Consider the following 18906-nt stretch of genomic DNA (forward strand, 5'->3'; position numbering starts at 1 on the left):
CGCAGGGAGCGAAGCAGGGAAAAGCGATTTTCCCTGCCGCTTTCCTTCCTGCCGGCAAGGAGGACTCCTCTCATGTCACGGACAAAGTCGAAAGAGCCTTACTGGATGCTGGCTCCCAGCTTTCTGCTCCTATTTATCTTTTTGATTTATCCGCTGCTCAGCTCTTTCATCTATGCTTTTCAGAACTACAAGCTGACGGCCCCGAACGATACCGGCTTTAACGGCTTGGACAACTTCAAGACGGTATTCCAGGACGATAATTTCGGCATGGTCATGAGCAACTCCTTGATCTGGGTGGTGCTTACCGTCGGCGGGCAATTCGTGTTTGGATTTATTCTCGCCTTGGCGCTGCGACGGCCCTTTCCGGGGCGCAACCTCTATCAGGCTATCGTGTTCCTCCCATGGGCGGTATCCTCGTTCGTGGTAGGACTGACGTTCCGTTGGCTGCTGAATGCCGAATACGGACCGGTGAACGATCTGCTGCTCAAGCTCGGCATTATCGAGGATAAAATCTACTTCTTGTCCGATCCGAAGCTGGCCCTGTATACCGTTATCCTCACGATGACGTGGTACGGCATTCCTTTCTTTGCGATTATGCTGCTTGCCGCTATGCAATCCATACCGGAGGATCTGTACGAGGCAGCCGATATAGACGGCGCGGGAATATGGTCGAAATTCTGGCATATCACCTTTAGCTACATTAAACAGACGATCGTGCTGACGCTGCTGCTGCGAACGATCTGGGTCTTCGCCGCGGCGGATTTGATCTATATTATGACGGCAGGCGGGCCGGCCAACTCCTCCAATATTTTGTCGTCTTATATGTTCATGAAGGCTTACGCAACATTGGATTACGGACAAGCATCGGCGATCGGATTGTTCTTCATGGCGCTGCTGATTATGTTCTGCTATCTCTTCATGAAGGCGACTAAATTCGAGAAGGCGGGTAACTTCTGATGATTCTAAACCAACGCGCCTTTCTGTCGATTGTTCGTGTCTGCACGTTAATCTTTTTTCTGCTCATGGTGCTGTTGCCGTTTTACTGGCTGTTGATTACGTCTCTCAAGCCGAGGCTGGACATTCTGACGACCGATATTCAATACTGGCCCAAGCACTTTACCTTCGATAATTACAGGGTGCTATGGTCCTCCTCCAGCTTTGATGTTTTTCTGAAGAACAGCATTCTGGTCTCTCTGGGAGCCGGCTTGTTTACGACCTGCTTCGCGATTCTCGGCGGCTACGCGCTCGCCCGATACAAGTTCAGGGGAAAGTCCATGGCCGTGTACGGGCTGCTGTTGACGCAGATGATTCCCGGGGTAATGGTGATGATTCCGACCGCTATTCTGTTCAGCAAGATCGGCTTGATGAACAATCTGGGCGGGTTGGTCATGATCTATATCGTCGGTAACATTCCGTTCTGTCTGATCCTGATGCGCAGCTTCTTCGACCGGATACCGGTCGATCTGGAGGAAGCGGCTTTGATCGACGGCTGCAGCAAGCTCCGAGCCCTCTTCCGGGTCGTGCTGCCGATTATGCTTCCGGGCATCGTGGCGACCTTCGTGTTTGCCTTCATCGGGGCGTGGAACGAGTTGCTGTGCGCAATCATGTTTATCAGCAGCGATGAGTTCAAGACGATTCCGGTCGGTCTCTCCATGTTCGTGCAAAATTACGACGTCAATTGGGGGGTTATGACGGCAGGGGCCGTAATGGCATTGATTCCTTCCTTGGTCATGTTCGCGATCGTGCAGCGTTTTGTCGTTGAAGGGCTGACGGACGGAGCTGTGAAAGGGTAAGCCAAAGGCTTGAACAGATAGAAAACGAGGGTGGAGAGGACAAAATGATTAAGCGGCAGGATAAGGATATCAAGGACGCGGGAATGCAGACAATGCTTGCCCATTACGGGGACGAGACGTTTCACGGCGCAGTCGTTCCACCCGTATTTATTAATACTCTATTCGCATTTGATTCTTATGAAGCCTTCCAAAGATCGCAGTGGCAGGAGGAAGCCTTCTATTATTCAAGAATAGCCAATCCAACGCAGCAAATCGCGGAGAAGAAGCTGGCGGCTCTGGAAAAGGGAGAGGCGGCGAAGCTGTTCGCATCCGGCATGGCGGCGATCTCGTCGACGCTGCTTCACTGCTTGAGTCAGGGCGATCATGTAATCTGCAGCTATCCGATCTACAATGGGACGTATCAGATGCTCCAGTCGTATTTGCCGAAGTTCGGCATTACTGCCGATTTCGTTGACTTCAGACAATTAGAGCAGGTTCGCGCAGCGATTAAGCCGAATACGAAAATGCTGTATTGCGAAGGCTTTTCTACTTTTTTCATGGATGTGTTCGATATTCCGGCCGTCGTCGAGATTGCCAAGACGCATAACCTGCTGACGGTCATGGACAACACCTGCGCCACGCCGGCTACAATGCGGCCGATCGAGTGGGGAATCGATATTGTCATTCATTCCGCATCCAAATACTTGTGCGGCCATAGCGATGTGACTGCCGGTGTGGTCATTTCCTCGCAAGAGAGAATGGAAGGAATCGCGAATAGCGAGGTCGTTCTGCTGGGAGCTACATTGGCTCCGTTGGAAGCCTGGCTGCTGACGCGGGGACTAAAGACGTTTGGGCTTCGAATGAAACAGCACGCCGAATCGGCGAGAAGGATTGCCGAAATGCTGTGCGCGCATCCGCAAGTGTCGCGAGTGAACCTGCCTACGCTTAAGCAGCATGAACAGTATGCGCTCGCCTCGCGGCAATTCAGCGACAACACCGGACTGTTCAGCTTCGAGCTGCACGGCGGTCCGAAGGCGGTCGCGCGTATGATGAACAATCTGCGAATATTCAGGATCGGCGTTAGCTGGGGCGGCTTCGAGAGCTTGATTTATTCTCCCGGACTGGGCATCAACCCCGAGCAACAGACCCGGACAAAGCATGAAGCAAGATTGGAGAGGACGATCAGAATCTCGGTCGGTCTCGAAGACGTCGAAGACTTAATGGAAGATTTGCAGTTCGCCTTGGAGCATTGCTGAAGCACGGCCCGTATCTTGCCTATATCTGGCGTTCAGTGACGAGAGATGGCTCCGGTTCGTGATTTCTCTTTATTTGGGCTACAATAGACAATGGAGCTATCCAACATTACAAGAACCAGCAGGAGGCAAGAAACAAAATGACCACAGTTAACGCAGCCGTCGCTCAAGTCCGTCCAACCGCTCACGACATTGATCCGATCAATGTCAATCGTTGGTCGCCTCGCTCTTTTCTGAACAAAGAGGTTCCCGAAGAGGTGCTGCTCAGCGTGCTGGAAGCGGCCCGCTTCGCGCCTTCCGCATTCAACTTCCAGCCATGGAGATTTATCGTTGCGCGCACGCAAGAGGAACGCGCGAAGTTTCTGCCGTTCCTGATTGATTTCAACCGCGCCTGGTGCGAGAATGTGCCTGTATTAATCCTTATCGTCTCCCAGTCTTCGTCTGACAATGGACCGTTCCCGTCCCATGCGTTCGATGCGGGCGCCGCTTGGGGCGCATTGGCTCATGAAGCCGTTCGCAAAGGACTCGTCACCCATGCGATGACGGGCTTCGATTTCGACAAGGCGCGCGAGGCGCTGAACGTGCCGGAGGAATATGCCATCCAGGCGCTCGTGGCTTTGGGCTATCAAGGAGAGAAAGAGGCTCTTCCCGAAGCGATGGCGGAGCGCGAAGGGCCGTCCCCTCGCCGTCCGCTGGAGCAATCCGTGTTCAAAGGCGTCTTCGGACAGCCGATCAAATAACGAACGGGCGTACTTAAACAAGAAGGCGCAGGGGAGAACGATTCCCTTGTGCCTTTTTGCCGTTCATCTTAACCTCCAGTGAACGGCCTGTTAGGTCATTGACGCCGAGAAAGATGGAATAGTCTGTTGCATAGGAATGCGATATCGAGTATAGTTTGCTTAACTGAATAGACTACGGGGGCTGGATTGAGTCCGGCTGAGATAGGAGCCTTATGCTCCTGACCGTTAATCTGAACCAGGTAATGCTGGCGTAGAGAACGTATCGAATCGTAACCATTCGTGTATTCTCGAATGGTTTTTTTCTGTTCTCCGGCTCTGGATTCAGCCAGAAGGAGGGATTATATCCAATTCTATGGTGAAAAAGGAACAGGTTAAGGCACAACGTATGGCGGAGGAGCGGCAGGATGAGCTGATTGAGCTGCTGGGGCGATTGATTGCGTACCCGACGGTCAGTCCTCCCGCGCGCAACACCTCAGAGGCGCAGGCCTTCGTGGAAGGACGCTTGAAGGCTTGCGGCTTCGAGACGGAACGATGGGAGGTCTATCCCGGAGATCCCAACGTTACGGCCGTCAAGCGAGGAACGGCAAGCGATGCTCATCTAAGCCTGCTGCTTAATGGGCATATCGACGTGGCCGAGGTCGGCGACGACCGGGAGTGGAAGCACGATCCGTTCCGGCTTACGCTTACGGACGGCAGAGCTTACGGCAGAGGCGTTGCGGACATGAAGGGCGGCTTGGCGGGCATGCTGTTCGCCATTCAACTGCTGGAGGAAGCCGGAGTAGAGCTTAAGGGCGATCTGTTGTTTCAATCCGTCATAGGCGAGGAAGCGGGCGAGGCGGGAACACGCGCCTGCGTCGAGCGGGGCTGCGACGCGGATTTCGCCGTTGTGGCCGATACGAGCGCTCTAGCCATTCAAGGGCAGGGCGGCGTCATTACGGGGTGGGTGACGGTTCAAAGCCCGGTCACGTATCACGACGGGATGAGAAGCCGAATGCTTCATGCCGGCGGGGGCGTCCATGGAGCGAGCGCTATCGAGAAAATGACGAAGCTGATTGCGGGGCTTCAGGAGCTGGAGCGGCACTGGGCGGTGACCAAATCGTATCCGGGCTTCGCGCCGGGCTCGAACACGATCAATCCGGCCGTCATTGAAGGCGGTCGCCATGCGGCATTTGTCGCGGATCATTGCGCGTTATGGATTACCGTCCATTTCTATCCCGACGAGGACTATGAATCCGTTACGGCAGAGATCGAGGAGCATTTGCTTCGGGTTGCGCAAGCCGATCCGTGGCTGCGCGAGCATCCGCCCGCCTTCCGCTGGGGCGGAAGATCCATGCTGGAGGAGCGGGGAGAGATCTTTCCCGCTTTGCGGCTTGATCCGGAGAATGCCGGGTTTCACGCTTTGCGAGCGGCTCATGCGGAAGCGTTTGGAGCCGCCCCGGAGGTCGGAATGAGCCCATCCGTGACCGATGCGGGGTGGCTCGGACGCGCAGGCATTCCAACCGTTATATACGGTCCGGGGCGGCTGGAGCAGGCCCACGCCGTGGACGAGAGCGCGGAAGTGAAGGAGCTTGTCGATTTCGTCAAGGTCATGATCGGATTTATCGCGGACTGGTGCAACCGGCCCAAGGGCAGGGTTTAACCCTGCAAGCTGGAGAAAAGCACGGGCATGCGGCTTTGATGCGAGAGAGTGAATAACGAGCTGGGGAGGCTGTTCGAATGAGTCGTTTTACCGATCGATTATATGAATCCGTGCGAGAGATTTGGGGGAAGAGCCACCGTCATCCTTTTCTGGTCGGACTGAGAGACGGCACGCTCGATCCGAGGCGCTTTATGTTTTATTTGCGGCAGGATTACGTCTACCTGATCGATTATGCCAAGATGTTCGCCATCGGGGGAACGAAAGCGCGCGATGTGGAGACGATGGGCAAGTTCGCCGAGCTGTTTCACTCGACCTTGAATGTCGAGATGGAGCTGCACCGCCGATATGCGGAGCGATTCGAGGTTGACCGCTCCGAGCTGGAGGCAACCGTTCCGGCTCCGACGACCGCAGCCTACACGAAGTACATGCTGGAAGCCGCCGTTCACGGCTCTCTGGCCGAAGGGGTAGCGGCGCTGCTCCCCTGCATGTGGAGCTACAGGGAAATCGGCCGCGAATTCGCGCAAGCGCCTGGCGCGCTCGATCACCCGTTATATCGGGAGTGGATTCTGATGTACGCGTCCGAGGAGTTCGGCGAGCTGACCGATTGGTGCATCGGGCTGATGAATGAACTGGCCGAAGGGCTTCCGGAGCGGGAGCTTGCCGTGCTGGAGGAGCGCTTCGTGGTCGCTTCGAAGTTCGAGTATCTCTTCTGGGATATGGCCTGGAAGGAAGAAGAATGGCCGGTATGAACGGCGTCGGGACGACAAGCCCGACGGAGCCTCTCGGCAGTGCCGCGAGCCAGGAGATTGCGCTGTCGGTTCGCGGGCTGACCTACGGCTTCGACGAAGCGTCGCCCTTGTTCCAATCGCTCAGCTTCGATATCGCGCAGGGAGAGTTCGCCTCCTTCGTCATGCCCAGCGGAATGGGGAAGACGACCTTGTTCCGGCTGTTGGCCGGGCTGCTCAAGCCCCAGGCGGGCACGATTGCCGTCTATGGCAGCCCGCATGAGGAGGAAGCGGAGGCCAAGGCGAAGCCCGGCAAGCTCGGTTACATGCCGCAGAGGGACTGTCTGATGCCGTGGCGATCGGTGGCGGACAACGCCGCTCTCGGACTGGAGCTGTCGGGCGTATCGAAGCGGGAAGCGAGGCGGCGCGTGGAGGAATTGCTGCCTTCGTTCGGCTTGGAAGGGAAGGGCTCCATGCGCGTCCACGAGCTGTCAGGGGGCATGAGGCAACGGATATCTTTCATGCGGACGCTGCTCGGCGGCGGCGACGTGCTGCTGCTCGACGAGCCCTTCAGCGCATTGGATGCGATGACGCGGGTCGCCATGCAGGAGTGGCTGCTGCGAATATGGGAGCAGAATCGTAAAACTGTCTTGTTCATCACTCATGATGTAGACGAAGCCCTGCTCCTGTCCGATCGGGTGTTTCTGGCGGCGACGGCCCCGGTTGCGTCCTTGCGCGAGGTAGCGGTGAGCCCGCCTCGTCCCCGCGTCTACGAAGACGTGCTGGAAGGAAGCTTCGTTGACCTGAAGCGGCGGGTGCTGAAGCTGCTTGACCGGGGTACCGGCGCAAGGGGAGGGCTGAGCCATGAAGCATAGGGCGATGTCCGCCGTTCCGGTACTGATCTTCCTGGCGCTGCTCGCTGCAGGCTGGGAAGCGGCCGCTCGCGCGTTCGCCATTCCGCATTATATCGTTCCAAGACTGTCGGACGTGCTGGCCTCCATGGCGGACAACCGCGCGCTTCTGGTCAAGCACTTCGGGGTCACGCTTGGCGAGGCGCTGCTTGGACTGGCCCTCTCGGTGCTATGCGGCACGCTGGCCGCCGTCTGGATCGAGAGCTCGGGGCTGGCCCGAAGAACGATCTATCCGCTGGTCGTCGCCTCGCAGACGATTCCGATTATCGCGCTGTCGCCGATTATGGTGATGTGGTTCGGCTATGAGATTTGGAGCAAGGTGGCGGTCGTCGTCCTATTCACCTTCTTCCCGATTGCGGTGAATACGGCGGACGGCTTCCGTTCGGCCGATCCCGAGATCGGAGAGCTGATGCGGACGATGGGAGCCCGGCGGCGGGAGATGTTCCTCAAATGGAAGCTGCCCTCCGCGCTGCCCGGCTTCTTCACCGGTCTGAAAATGGCGGCCACGATCAGCGTCGGGGGCGCGACGCTAGGGGAATGGCTTGGCGGAGAAACGGGACTTGGCGTCTATACGAAAAGAGCTTCCAATATGCTCCGGGGCGAGGCGGTTTTCTCCGGGGTGCTGCTGCTGTCCGCGATGGGAATAATCTTGTTTCTGGCCGCCCGTTGGGCAGAAAGCGCGGCATTGGCCGGCCGCGCACCTCGTTCTAGGAAGCCGTGATTCTAGCTGGACAACAAAATTGCAGATCAGAGAAAAGGGGAAGGTTGAATGAATGGGATGGGATTACGCGGTTGTCGAGCGCGGATAGGGGCGTATACAGTATCGGTGCTTCTGGTTCTCGCCTTGCTTGCTTTAACCGGGTGCTCCGCGGACAAAGACAAGGACAAGGGCAAGGAGGCGCAAGCGGCTGAGCCGACGGAGCTGACCGTGCTGCTGGATTGGTACCCGAATGCGGTGCATTCCTTCCTGTTCGCGGCGGAGGAGCAAGGCTACTTCAAGGAGGCCGGCCTAAAGGTCAACCTGAGGACGCCCGCGGACACGAATGACGCGATCAAGCTGGTGGCGACGGGCAAAGCCGATCTTGCGCTCAGCTACCAGATGCAGATTGCCATCTCCCGCGCGGAGGAAATTCCGATTGTGTCGGTCGCGGCGATCGTTCGTCATCCGCTTAATCGGTTGTTCGCGCTGGCTTCGTCGGACATATCCAATCCGAAGGATCTGGCGGGCAAAAAAATCGGCTACCCGTCCATTCCGCTCGACGAGGCGATCGTGAATACGATGGTCGCCGCAGACGGGGGGGAGCCGTCCAAGCTGAACTATGTGGACATTGGCTGGGACCTTATTCCGGCCATGACGACGGGCCGGGTGGATGCCATTATCGGCGGCTACGTCAATCACGAGAAGCTGCTTCTGGAGAAGGAAGGCGTCAAGCTGGTCACGTTCGACCCCTCCGAATACGGAGTGCCGGATTATTACGAGCTGGTGCTGGCGGCCAGCGAAGAAGGGATTGCAGGGAAAGGCGAGGCGATCAAGAAGTTTATTGAAGCCGCAGCCAAGGGGCAGCAATATACGGAGCAGCATCCGGCGGAAGCCCTGCAGGTGTTGCTGGATAAGCAAAGCTCGGATTTTCCGCTAGACTCCGAGATTGAGAAGGCGAGCCTGGACACGCTGCTGCCGTTGATGGATGCGGGCTCGGAGGCCTTCGGCTACCAGTCGGAGGAATCGTGGACAGCAGTAATCGAATGGCTGAAGCAGCACGGACAGCTGTCCGCAGAGGTGGACGCGAAGATGGCTTTCCGGAATCTGTAAAGGGTGGAGGGAGTTCTGCGGATGGAGGAAAGGTACTCAAGGCAGATGCGCTTTGCGCCGATCGGCGAAGCCGGACAGCGCAAGCTGAAGGACAGCGCGGTGTGCATCGTGGGCATGGGAGCGCTGGGAACGGTGCTTGCAAGCCATATGGTGCGGGCGGGAATAGGAAGGGTGAGCTTCGTTGACCGGGATTATGTCGAGCTGAGCAACCTGCAGCGGCAGATGCTCTTCGACGAGGACGATGTTGCTAGCGGCTATCCGAAGGCAATCGCGGCGGAACGCAAGCTTCGCCGGATAAACTCGGAGGTTCGGCTTGAGGCGATTGTCGCCGATGTTACTGCACTTAATATAGAAGATTTGCTTCAGGACATGGATCTCGTTCTGGACGGAACGGACAATTTTCAAACCAGATATTTGCTTAACGATGCCTGCTTCCGACTTGGCATTCCGTTCGCCTATGGGGGCGCGGTCAGCTCGCGGGGGATGAGCGCCATACTCGTGCCGGGAGTCACGCCGTGCTTGCGCTGCTTTATTCCGGCCGCGGATGCGGGCGGGCAAACGTGCGACATGATCGGGGTCCTTGCTCCTGCTGTCGATATCGTCGCCTCCTATCAGTCCGTCGAAGCGCTGAAGTATCTTGTAGGCGCCTCCGATGAACGGCGGAATACGCTGGTTACGTTCGATCTGTGGGACAATCATTATTTCGAGATGAAGCTGATCAAGCCGACGAAGGATTGTCCTTGCTGCCAGCTTAAGCAGTATCCCGCGCTTGATCCCGGGGAGCAGACCTCCATGCTGTCGCTGTGCGGGCGCGGTACGGTTCAAATTGCCGGCTCGGGAACGCTTGATCTGGAGCGCTGGAGAAGCCGGCTTGAGTCTGTGGCCAAGGTCAAAGCGAATGCGTATCTGCTGCGGGCGGAGCTGCCGGAAGGAGAACGGCTCGTGCTGTTCCCGGACGGCCGCGTGCTGGTGCAGGGGACGGAGGACTTCGCACGGGCGAGAACGTTGTATGCGAGATATATCGGATTATAAATAAAGGAGGCCGCTGTGTATGAAGGATTTTCGGTTGTACGCCATTACGGGCGAGAATTTCCATCCGGGCCGCGACTTGATCGAGGTCATGACCGAGGCGATAGCAGGCGGAGTCGATTGGATTCAATTGCGGGACAAGACGAGCGCCAGAGAGGAGCTGCTTCGCAAGGCGAAGGCGTTGCGCGAGCTGACTCGCAAGCACGGCGTTACCTTCATCGTGAACGATCATATCGACATTGCGCTGGAGGTGGATGCCGACGGCGTTCACCTCGGACAGAACGATGTGCCGCTCGTCGAGGCGAGGAAACGCGTCGGCGACAAGATCATCGGAATCTCTACGCATGCCATCGGAGAAGCGATTCTGGCTGAGCAGCAAGGGGCGGATTATATCGGCGTCGGTCCCGTCTTCCCGACGAAGACCAAGGCCGATGTCGTCGATCCCGTGACCGTATCTTACGTAAGGGAAGTGGCGGAGACGATACGGATTCCCTTCGTGGCGATTGGAGGAATCAAGCTTCACAACGTGGACGAGGTTATTCGGGCAGGCGCAACGCGAATATGCGCGGTAAGCGAAATCGTAGGCAGCGCGGACGTGCGCGGCGTTTGTCAGGCTTTTATTCGCAAGCTGGAGCAAGGGGGCGCGCATCTTGGAACTCATCGTTAACGGTCGCATGCAGACGCTTGAGGTTGGAACGATTCTGGAGTTAGTCGAGCATTACGAGCTGACAGGCAAGCCGGTTATGGTCGAGGCGGACGGCCAGGTGATTGCGTCCGAGCAATGGGCGAGTACGGCCGTTCAGCCGAGCATGAGAATTGAGCTTGTGCATTTTGTGGGGGGAGGCTGAGCTTATGGCAACGGATATGCTGAAAATCGGCGATCGCAGCTTGAATTCCCGCTTTTTTATCGGGACCGGACTATTTCCCAATCCGTACGTGCAGAGAGAGGCAATCCAGGCGTCGGGAGCCGAGGTGCTGACCTTCGCGATTCGGAGAATTAATCTGGAGGCGACCGAGGATGACTCGATTCTGCAGCATCTGCAGCAGGACAGCTATCTTTACCTGCCGAATACTTCGGGCGCGAAGACGGCGGAGGAGGCGATCCGAATCGCCAGGCTGGCTCGCGCGTCGGGGCTAAGCGACTGGATCAAGGTCGAGATCAGCGCGAACGAGCGTACGCTGCTGCCGGATCCGATCGAGACGCTTAAGGCGACGGAAGCGCTGGTGAGAGAAGGCTTCACAGTGCTGCCTTATACATCCGACGATCCCGTCGTGTGCAAGCGGCTGGAGGAGGCGGGAGCGGCGGCGGTGATGCCCGGCGCCGCGCCGATCGGAACCGGGTTAGGCCTGCTTAACCCTTACAATCTGGGGCTGATCGTCGAAGAAGCCCGTGTGCCGATCATCGTGGACGCCGGTCTGGGCTCGGCGGGAGATGTCGTTCAAGCGATGGAGCTCGGGGTATCCGGCGTGCTCATGAACACTCCCGTGGCCAAGGCCAAGGACCCGGCCGGAATGGCGCTAGCGATGAAGCTCGCGATTGAAGCGGGACGCCTCTCCTATCTGTCCGGAAGAATTGCCAAGAAACGATATGCGACGGCGAGCAGCGGGCTGGAGCAGTTCAAGCTGACTTGACGGGCGACAGAGAAAGAAGGAAGCGGAATGAAAGAGCGCGTACTGGTTCTGGGCGGCGGGGTCATCGGCTTGTCCTGCGCTTATGAGCTCGGAAGGCGAGGACATGCGGTTACGGTTCTGGAAAGGGTCGTCTGCGGCGGACAGGCATCCGGCGCCGCGGCAGGCATGCTGGCTCCCTATTCCGAGAATACGGAAGGGCCGGACGATTTTTTTCGATTGTGTCTGGAGAGCCTGCGGCTATACCCCGACTGGCAGGCGGAGATTAAACGGAGCTCCGGCCTGACCTTTGAATACACGAATTCCGGCAGTTTGTATGTGGCATATCATGACGCGGACTTGCTGGGGCTGCAGGGCAGGCAGCTATGGCAGCGGCAGTTCGGCGCTTCCGGCGTCATTCTGGAGGGGGAAGCGCTGCGCCGCGCGGAGCCGCTTCTGTCCGCCAAGGTAAAGGCGGCGCTTCATACGCCGGAGGAAAGCCATCTCTATTCGCCGCATTATGTCCGAGCGCTGGAGCAAGCCTGTCGCAATATCGGCGTGCGGATCGAGGAGAGACTGGGGCGGGTGACGGTGGAGGAGTGGCGCGACGGTCTGGCGCTTCGCTCGGCGGAGGGACGCCTGTTCGAAGGGGATGGTCTGCTGGTTTGTTCGGGCGCATGGGCGGGCGAACTGGCCGAGACGTTCGGGATTCGAGTGCCCGTCTATCCGATTCGCGGGCAGATTTGCGCCTACGAGACGGATTACGCGGAAACCGGCGTTCGCTCCGTACGCCATATGGTTTTCAGCAGCCAAGGCTATCTGGTGGCGAAGGAAAATGCGAGCCTGGTATGCGGAGCGTCAGAAGACGTAGCGGGCTTCGACACCTCCGTAACGGACAGGGGGATCGACCGTCTGCGCAAGTGGAACAAGGCGGTGTTCCCGTTTCTGGAGGAGCGGACGCCCTTTCACCGATGGGCCGGCTTGCGTCCGTCCACGCAGGACGGATATCCGTTAATCGGACCGTTAAGCCGATCGGATCGCATTTTTTTCGCGACTGGGCATTATCGCAACGGGATTCTGCTCAGCCCGGCGACGGCCAAGCTGGCAGCCGATTGCGTAGAGGGAAAAGTCAGCACGGAGCGGCTGCGGGCATTCGCGCCGGAGCGATTCGGAGCATAGCTGCATACCAAACATGAAGGAGTTGAGGGGACCGTGTCCGATAAACCAAGGAGGCCGGCGGCCCGGGCGCTGACGATTGCGGGCTCGGACAGCGGAGGCGGCGCCGGCATTCAGGCGGATCTGAAGACTTTTCAGGAGCTGGGGGTTTACGGAACCTCGGCTTTGACCGCCATTACGGCGCAGAATACGATAGGAGTGCAGGCGGTATATCCCCTGAGCGTGGAAGCGGTCGTGCAGCAGATTCGTTCGGTGGGCAGCGACATCGGCGTCGATGCGCTCAAGACCGGCATGCTGTTCAGCGGGGACATCATCCGCGCCGTTGCGGATGAGATTCGCAGCTTCGGCTGGACCCGCGTTGTCGTCGATCCGGTGATGATCGCTAAGGGCGGAGCCGAATTGCTGCGGCAGGACGCGATACGGGCGTTAACGGAGAAGCTGCTGCCGCTTACGCTGGTTGTGACCCCGAACATCCCCGAGGCGGAGAAGCTGACGGGAATGAGGATCGCTAGCGCGCATGACAAGCGCGAAGCGGCGAGACGACTCGCCGGATTCGGAGCGCGCTGCGTCATCGTGAAGGGGGGGCATGACTCCGGCGAGGAAGCCGTGGATCTGCTCTTCGACGGCGGCGGCTTTACCGAGCTGTCGGGCCGAAGGGTGGCCACCTCCAATACGCACGGCACCGGCTGCACCTTCTCGGCGGCATTAACCGCCGGACTTGCGGAAGGACTAGACACGGAGTCGGCGCTGCGGAAGGCGAAGGATTTCATTCAATGCGCCATTGAAGACGGCATTCTGATCGGCTCGGGCTTCGGCCCGACGAATCATTGGGCGTATCGTTCCCGCTTTGCCGCAGTTGCCGATTAGCGAGACAGGGCGGAAGGCGGCTTGTCCGCTTTGCCGCAGGCTCGGCGAAGCGGGCAGTAGCCCCGATCCCTCCTATACGTAACGCATTCACGAACCGTCAGGGCAGCCTGACGGTTTTTTTGAACGATTATAAACGGGAAGTCGGATAGCAATGCGGGACAGGTGCAATTCTACGGAAATCAGGCGCGCTCATACGGGAATAAGAAGGCGTTCTGCCCAAATCGGCGGGTTGCATGTCATAATAGGGTGTCAAGCTTTCTTAGGGAGAGATTGGAATGCGCGCAAGATTAACCAATCCGTTAACGAGAATGAATGTCCGGCAGCAGCTGATTCTGCTGTTCCTGATTCTGGTCAGTCCCGTATTCCTGTTGAACTGGTATGCGAACACGAAGGCGGAGGACATTCTCAAGAGACAGGTGACCAGCGCCTACGAGGAGCTGAACAAACAGAATCATTTTCTTATTAACCGCGACATCGATGCAATCAGCCGGATGATGACGACGATTATTCAAAATGCCAAAACGCAGAGCATGATCAGCGGAACGAAGGAGACCGAGTTCGAGCGCGTCGTCAAGTATCGGGAGATGAACACGCTGCTCGGCAGCCACACGATCGGGCTTCAGGGCGGCGAGGCGATCTATTATTTCCTGTTCGTGCACGATCCCGAGAACAACTATTCCTTCGCGCCGTCGATCCCCAACATCAATCGCCGCAATGACGCCGCCTCGGTGTTCTTCTACTCCGCCGAGACGATGACGCCATGGCTGGAGAAGGCGCTGGAGGCGAAGGGCAAGGGCGTGCTCGCGCTCATCGACAATTTTGGCCCGAAGGGGGATCAGAAGACGCTGACCTATCTGCGCAGGGTGAACAGCATTACGAACGGCCGCAGCTTCGTCGGCGTGCTGATGGCCACGAAGATCGAGAAGAAAGTCGAGGAAGCGTTCGACACCGTTGCGCTGCCGGAGGGCGGGGAGTTTTATTTGACGGACTGGTCCGACCGTATTCTCGCCTCTACGACCTCCAGAATGGGAGAGAAGTTCAAGTTTCCGAAGGGACTTGTCACCGACGAGGCGATGGAAGCGACGCTCAGCGCCGTAACCGAGGATTCGATCTATGTGGTCCATACCAAGCACGCGCTTCAGCAGAAGCTGGTCTATACGATCCCGACGCATTCGCTGCTTCAGCAGCAGAACGCCTTGAAGCGGGTCATTCAGACCATCTCAATCGTCTATTCGGTGTTTGCGATTATCGTCATGGCTTATTTCTGGAGATCGCTGATGAGTCCGCTGAGGAAGCTTGCGATGTTCGCCCGCTCGCATGAGCCGGGCAAGCCGCTGTCCGACGTGCGGACCAGAGACCGCAACGACGAGGTCGGCGTATTGATCTACTCCGTGCACAATATGGCGAATCGCATCAACGCTATGATTCATGAGCAATATTCGCTGGAGATCAAGCAGAAGGAGTCCCAGCTGCAGCTTCTCTATCAACAGATCAATCCGCATCTGCTCTATAATACGCTGGAAAGCATTTATTGGAAAAGCTCGCTGGAAGGCCATTCGGGCTCGGCCGAGATGATCAAGGATCTCTCCAAGCTGATGCGCATCAGCTTAAGCCGAGGCAGAGAGCTGATCACCATCGAGGAAGAGCTTGAACACGCCAAGGCCTATGCGAGCCTCCAGCACAAACGCTACGAGTACGGCTATATGATTCGCTGGGACATCGGAGAGGACGTCCTTTCCTGCCTCATTCCCAAAATCACGCTGCAGCCGCTTATCGAGAATGCCATTATTCATGGAGTCATCAATATGGGGGAGGACGGGGAGATTCTCGTCTCCGCCAGCGGAGATGAAGGCTGCGTCCAACTGACGGTCGAGGACAATGGCTATAAGCCGGCAGATATTGCGGATATTAATCGGCTTCTTGAGGACAGCGACCCTGAAGCCGGCTCGGGCTATGGCATCCGCAACGTTCATAAGCGGATTCAACTGCATTTCGGCAGCGATTTCGGCCTTCGCTACGAAGCCCGGACGCCGGAAGGCACGCGGGTCATAGTCGTCATTCCGAAGCGCGCCGCCGAGGCGGACGATGCGAAGCAGGGGGAATAAGCATGTACAATATTCTAATCGCGGACGATGAGCCGCTCATCTGCCGGGGATTGGCCGGCTTGCTGGAGTCCTCCGGCCTGAACATCCAACAGATCTATACCGCGTATACCGGTTACGAGGCGCTGGATTATTTGAAGATGGAATCGATCGATCTGCTTATAACCGACATTCAGATGGGCGCCATGAGCGGCATAGAGCTGATGCAGCAAGCGAGAATCGTCAAGCCATGGGTTGAAGTGATCGTCATCTCCGCTCACGAGACGTTTCAATACGCCCAGCTCGCCATGCGGCTAGGCGCGCGGGATTACTTGATCAAGCCGATCAACAGCGAGCAGCTGCTTCATTCGGTGCGGCACGTGCTGCTGCATATGGACCGTCCGGCGCAGACCCAGGCGGAATTGTTCTCCGACCTGCGCGAGCATTTTCGTCTGGAGCAGCCGGAGCCCCGGCGCATGGAGCTGCTGAACCGGATCGTCAGCGATTCCGTCGCCGTTCAGGAGCCCGATACGGAGCTAGCCTCTCTGGCGCGCGAGCATCGCGTGGAGCTGAGCGGCCCTTATTTCGCGATGATCAAGGTCAGGCTGGGCATTCAGAATGAAGGACAGACGGCGGCAATTGCGGACAAGGACGCCGTGCTGCTGCAATACGCGGTGCTGAACATCGTCAGCGAGCTGCTCGACAAGGACTGGAATCATCAATCCTTTTACTCCGCGAAGCGGGACATCGGCGTGATTCTGCAATGGGACGAAGCGGCGTACGGAAGCTCCGGCTCGAACGCGATCAACCAGCTGGAGATGCTGGGACGCAGTCTGCATTTCAATATTTCCAAATACCTCGGCCATCAGTGCGTGGTCGGAATCAGCCAGATTCTGCGGGGACGGGAGTTCTTGCCCGAGCTGAATCATCAGGTCAACAAGGCGATCTTCTGGAATCGCGAGCATCAAGACCACCATGTCTTCTTCTTCGGCGACTTCAAATGGGAGCGGATGAGCGAGGACCCGACGGAAGAGGATCTGGCCGCGCAGAACAATCTGATCGTCGAGAAGGCTCGGGAATATGTGCTGGCCAACTACGCGCAGAAGGGTCTTACCCTGAACGAAGTCGCGCAGAGAAACCATGTCAGCCCCAACTATCTCAGTTACCTGTTCAAGAAATATACGGGCACCAATCTCTGGGAGTATGTCATCAAGCTTCGCATGGAGGAGAGCAAGAGATTGCTCCTGACGACCGATCTGCGCCGTTACGAAATCTCCGAACAGGTCGGGTACGAATCTCCGGAGCATTTCAGCAAAATTTTCAAAAAGTATTTCGGGATGAGCCCGAGTGAAATGAAGAAGTAAAATCGCCTATGATCGCCATAGATACGCACATGTGCACCCTCGCCTCCTTTTTCTACAATGAAAGGGATTGATAGAAACTCGAAGCAGGAATGAGGGACACTCAGTGAGCCAATCGACAACCGTTCCGTACAAGCCGGACATTTCGCCCGGGCGATCGCCCTCCAGGTGGAGGAAGCATCTGTGGGGGTACTTGTTCCTTCTGCCCGCTGCGGCCGTTTTTTTCACGTTTTTGTGGATGCCGATCGGCAAAGGGATGCTTTTCAGCTTCTACCACATTGATTTTGTCAAGGGCGACACCTTCGTCGGGTGGGACAATTACGCGAAAATTTTCAAGGACCCGGAAGTGGGCATTGCAGTGAGAAACACGCTGTACTACATGCTCCTCTGCCTCTTGATCGGATTCTGGGTGCCGATCCTGTTCGCCATCGCCATCTCCGAGATGCGGCGCTTTCAAGGCTTCGCGCGCATCGCGGCATATTTGCCGTACGTCGTGCCGGTAGTCGTGCTGTACGGACTGTGGAGATGGCTGTACGATCCGGTAGGTCCGATCAACGGGGTACTCACCGCAATGGGATTGGACTCCGTACTCTTCCTGACGGACAAAGCCTGGTCGATGATCTCCATCGTCATTATGGAAACCTGGCAAAGCTTCGGCTCGGCGCTGCTTATCTATCTGGCGGCGGTGCTCGGCATTCCGCGAGATTGGTACGAGGCGGCCGAGATTGACGGAGCGGGCGTATGGAAGCGAATTCGTCACATTACCCTGCCCGCCATCCGCAGCTCCATCGTCCTGCTGCTGCTGCTGCAGCTGATCGCGACATCCCAGAGCTTCCAATCGCAATTCGCGATGCTGGACGGCGGACCGAACAACGCAACGCTTACGTATGCTCTGGTCGTGATCCGCTATGCCTTTACCCGGCAGGATTACGGCACGGCCTCGGCGCTCGGCGTGCTGATGTTCCTCGTACTTAGCCTGCTGGCCATCCTTCAGTACCGGATATCCAACAGGAAGGAGGCCTAGGCATGAAAACGATGGAACGAGGCATTGTTTCAGATTACGACTTGAAGAAGCCGGGAAAGCGGCTGGTCTATTGGCTCATGCTGCTCCTCGTGCTTGTCATGATCGGCTCGATGCTGTACCCGATGCTGGTCATCCTTTTCAACGGGCTGAAGCTGAACACCGAGGTCAATTCTTTCCCGCCGACCTTCCTCCCGAGCGAATGGCGTTTCGATAATTACGGGAAAGCGTGGAGCTATATCGACTTGCCGCAATTCGCCAGGAATACGCTGTACATTTTTGCCGGCAATATGGCGATGACCGTCCTCGTCGTCGGCTTCGCCGCATTCAGCCTTTCGCGGATGAACGTGCCTTATAAGAAAGCGATCCAGTATTTTTTTCTGCTGACGCTGTTCATTCCTCCGACGACCTATATCATTCCGAACTTCGTAAACCTGCGGGACCTCGGACTGATGAACACGTTCTGGGCGTTATGGCTGCCTGCGGGGGCGAATGCGTTTTTCCTGCTGCTGCTTAAGACCTTCTTCGACAGCATCCATATGGAGATGTTCGAGTCCGGGCGCATAGACGGGGCCTCCGAGCCGAGGCTGTTTTTCCAGATTGCCTTCCCGCTGTCCGTGCCCATCTTCGCGACGCTAGGCATCTTCGTCTTCTCGACGGCATGGAACGATTGGTATTGGCCGTCTCTGATCTTATCCAGCGACGAGCGCTATCCGCTTGCCACAGCCATCTATAAGTACGTCATCAACGTCAGGCGGCTGGATCTGAACCTGAGGTTCGCTCTGCTCACGATGGTGACCTTTCCTCCGGTCATCGTCTTCCTGGTCTTCCAGAAATACATCGTACGCGGCCTGCATATGGGCGGAGTGAAAGGGTAAGCGCAGCGACGGCACACCGTAATTCCGCACATGAT

19 protein-coding genes are annotated in these 18906 nt (G+C 57.3%); all 19 read left to right on the top strand.

The window, feature by feature from the left end; translation table 11 throughout:
• Nucleotides 1–72 precede the first annotated feature (72 nt).
• The gene (locus tag ACFO1S_RS21240) at nt 73–957 is read left to right on the top strand and encodes a carbohydrate ABC transporter permease (protein WP_204605570.1); all 885 of its coding nucleotides are present in this window, start codon (nt 73–75) and stop codon (nt 955–957) included.
• Nucleotides 957–1793: a carbohydrate ABC transporter permease gene (locus ACFO1S_RS21245; RefSeq protein WP_204605569.1), complete on the top strand. Its 837-nt coding sequence runs from the start codon at nt 957–959 to the stop codon at nt 1791–1793. Before ACFO1S_RS21240 ends, ACFO1S_RS21245 begins: the two co-directional genes overlap by 1 nt.
• A gap of 44 nt (nt 1794–1837) precedes the next feature.
• The gene (locus ACFO1S_RS21250; RefSeq protein WP_204605568.1) at nt 1838–3028 is read left to right on the top strand and encodes a trans-sulfuration enzyme family protein; all 1191 of its coding nucleotides are present in this window, start codon (nt 1838–1840) and stop codon (nt 3026–3028) included.
• 137 nt (nt 3029–3165) lie between these two features.
• A complete protein-coding gene (locus ACFO1S_RS21255) occupies nt 3166–3765 on the top strand; it encodes a nitroreductase family protein (protein ID WP_204605567.1) in 600 nt (199 codons plus the stop codon).
• 352 nt (nt 3766–4117) lie between these two features.
• A complete protein-coding gene (locus ACFO1S_RS21260; protein ID WP_204605566.1) occupies nt 4118–5404 on the top strand; it encodes an acetylornithine deacetylase in 1287 nt (428 codons plus the stop codon).
• 77 nt (nt 5405–5481) lie between these two features.
• On the top strand, nt 5482–6153 hold the full coding sequence (gene tenA / locus ACFO1S_RS21265; protein WP_204605565.1) for a thiaminase II: 672 nt from the start codon (nt 5482–5484) through the stop codon (nt 6151–6153).
• Complete coding sequence (locus tag ACFO1S_RS21270) at nt 6141–7004, top strand: ABC transporter ATP-binding protein (RefSeq protein ID WP_204605564.1); 864 nt, start codon at nt 6141–6143, stop codon at nt 7002–7004. Before tenA ends, ACFO1S_RS21270 begins: the two co-directional genes overlap by 13 nt.
• Nucleotides 6994–7761, top strand: a complete 768-nt coding sequence (locus tag ACFO1S_RS21275) for an ABC transporter permease (RefSeq protein WP_204605563.1) — start codon at nt 6994–6996, stop codon at nt 7759–7761. Before ACFO1S_RS21270 ends, ACFO1S_RS21275 begins: the two co-directional genes overlap by 11 nt.
• Nucleotides 7762–7818: 57 nt before the next feature.
• Complete coding sequence (locus tag ACFO1S_RS21280; protein ID WP_204605598.1) at nt 7819–8850, top strand: ABC transporter substrate-binding protein; 1032 nt, start codon at nt 7819–7821, stop codon at nt 8848–8850.
• A gap of 21 nt (nt 8851–8871) precedes the next feature.
• Complete coding sequence (locus ACFO1S_RS21285; protein ID WP_204605562.1) at nt 8872–9882, top strand: ThiF family adenylyltransferase; 1011 nt, start codon at nt 8872–8874, stop codon at nt 9880–9882.
• 19 nt (nt 9883–9901) lie between these two features.
• The gene (gene thiE, locus ACFO1S_RS21290) at nt 9902–10546 is read left to right on the top strand and encodes a thiamine phosphate synthase (RefSeq protein WP_204605561.1); all 645 of its coding nucleotides are present in this window, start codon (nt 9902–9904) and stop codon (nt 10544–10546) included.
• Entirely contained in the window at nt 10530–10727 is a 198-nt protein-coding gene (gene thiS, locus ACFO1S_RS21295) for a sulfur carrier protein ThiS (RefSeq protein ID WP_378127517.1), read from the top strand. Before thiE ends, thiS begins: the two co-directional genes overlap by 17 nt.
• A gap of 4 nt (nt 10728–10731) precedes the next feature.
• Nucleotides 10732–11511, top strand: coding sequence for a thiazole synthase (locus ACFO1S_RS21300; protein ID WP_378127519.1), 780 nt, complete (start codon nt 10732–10734; stop codon nt 11509–11511).
• A gap of 27 nt (nt 11512–11538) precedes the next feature.
• Nucleotides 11539–12666 (top strand): glycine oxidase ThiO, encoded by a 1128-nt coding sequence (gene thiO, locus ACFO1S_RS21305; RefSeq protein ID WP_204605560.1) that lies wholly within the window; start codon nt 11539–11541, stop codon nt 12664–12666.
• 33 nt (nt 12667–12699) lie between these two features.
• Entirely contained in the window at nt 12700–13530 is an 831-nt protein-coding gene (gene thiD / locus ACFO1S_RS21310; protein ID WP_204605559.1) for a bifunctional hydroxymethylpyrimidine kinase/phosphomethylpyrimidine kinase, read from the top strand.
• A 275-nt stretch (nt 13531–13805) separates the two neighbouring features.
• Nucleotides 13806–15635, top strand: a complete 1830-nt coding sequence (locus tag ACFO1S_RS21315) for a cache domain-containing sensor histidine kinase (RefSeq protein ID WP_204605558.1) — start codon at nt 13806–13808, stop codon at nt 15633–15635.
• Nucleotides 15636–15637: 2 nt separating this feature from the next.
• Nucleotides 15638–16975 carry a response regulator transcription factor gene (locus tag ACFO1S_RS21320; RefSeq protein ID WP_204605557.1) on the top strand — a complete coding sequence of 446 codons (1338 nt, stop codon included), beginning with the start codon at nt 15638–15640 and terminating at the stop codon, nt 16973–16975.
• 103 nt (nt 16976–17078) lie between these two features.
• Nucleotides 17079–17996 carry a carbohydrate ABC transporter permease gene (locus ACFO1S_RS21325; RefSeq protein ID WP_378127522.1) on the top strand — a complete coding sequence of 306 codons (918 nt, stop codon included), beginning with the start codon at nt 17079–17081 and terminating at the stop codon, nt 17994–17996.
• Nucleotides 17997–17998: 2 nt separating this feature from the next.
• Nucleotides 17999–18871: a carbohydrate ABC transporter permease gene (locus ACFO1S_RS21330; RefSeq protein ID WP_204605556.1), complete on the top strand. Its 873-nt coding sequence runs from the start codon at nt 17999–18001 to the stop codon at nt 18869–18871.
• The last annotated feature ends 35 nt before the right edge of the window (nt 18872–18906 follow it).

This window comes from Cohnella boryungensis, from assembly GCF_042651945.1.
Classification (GTDB): domain Bacteria; phylum Bacillota; class Bacilli; order Paenibacillales; family Paenibacillaceae; genus Cohnella; species Cohnella boryungensis.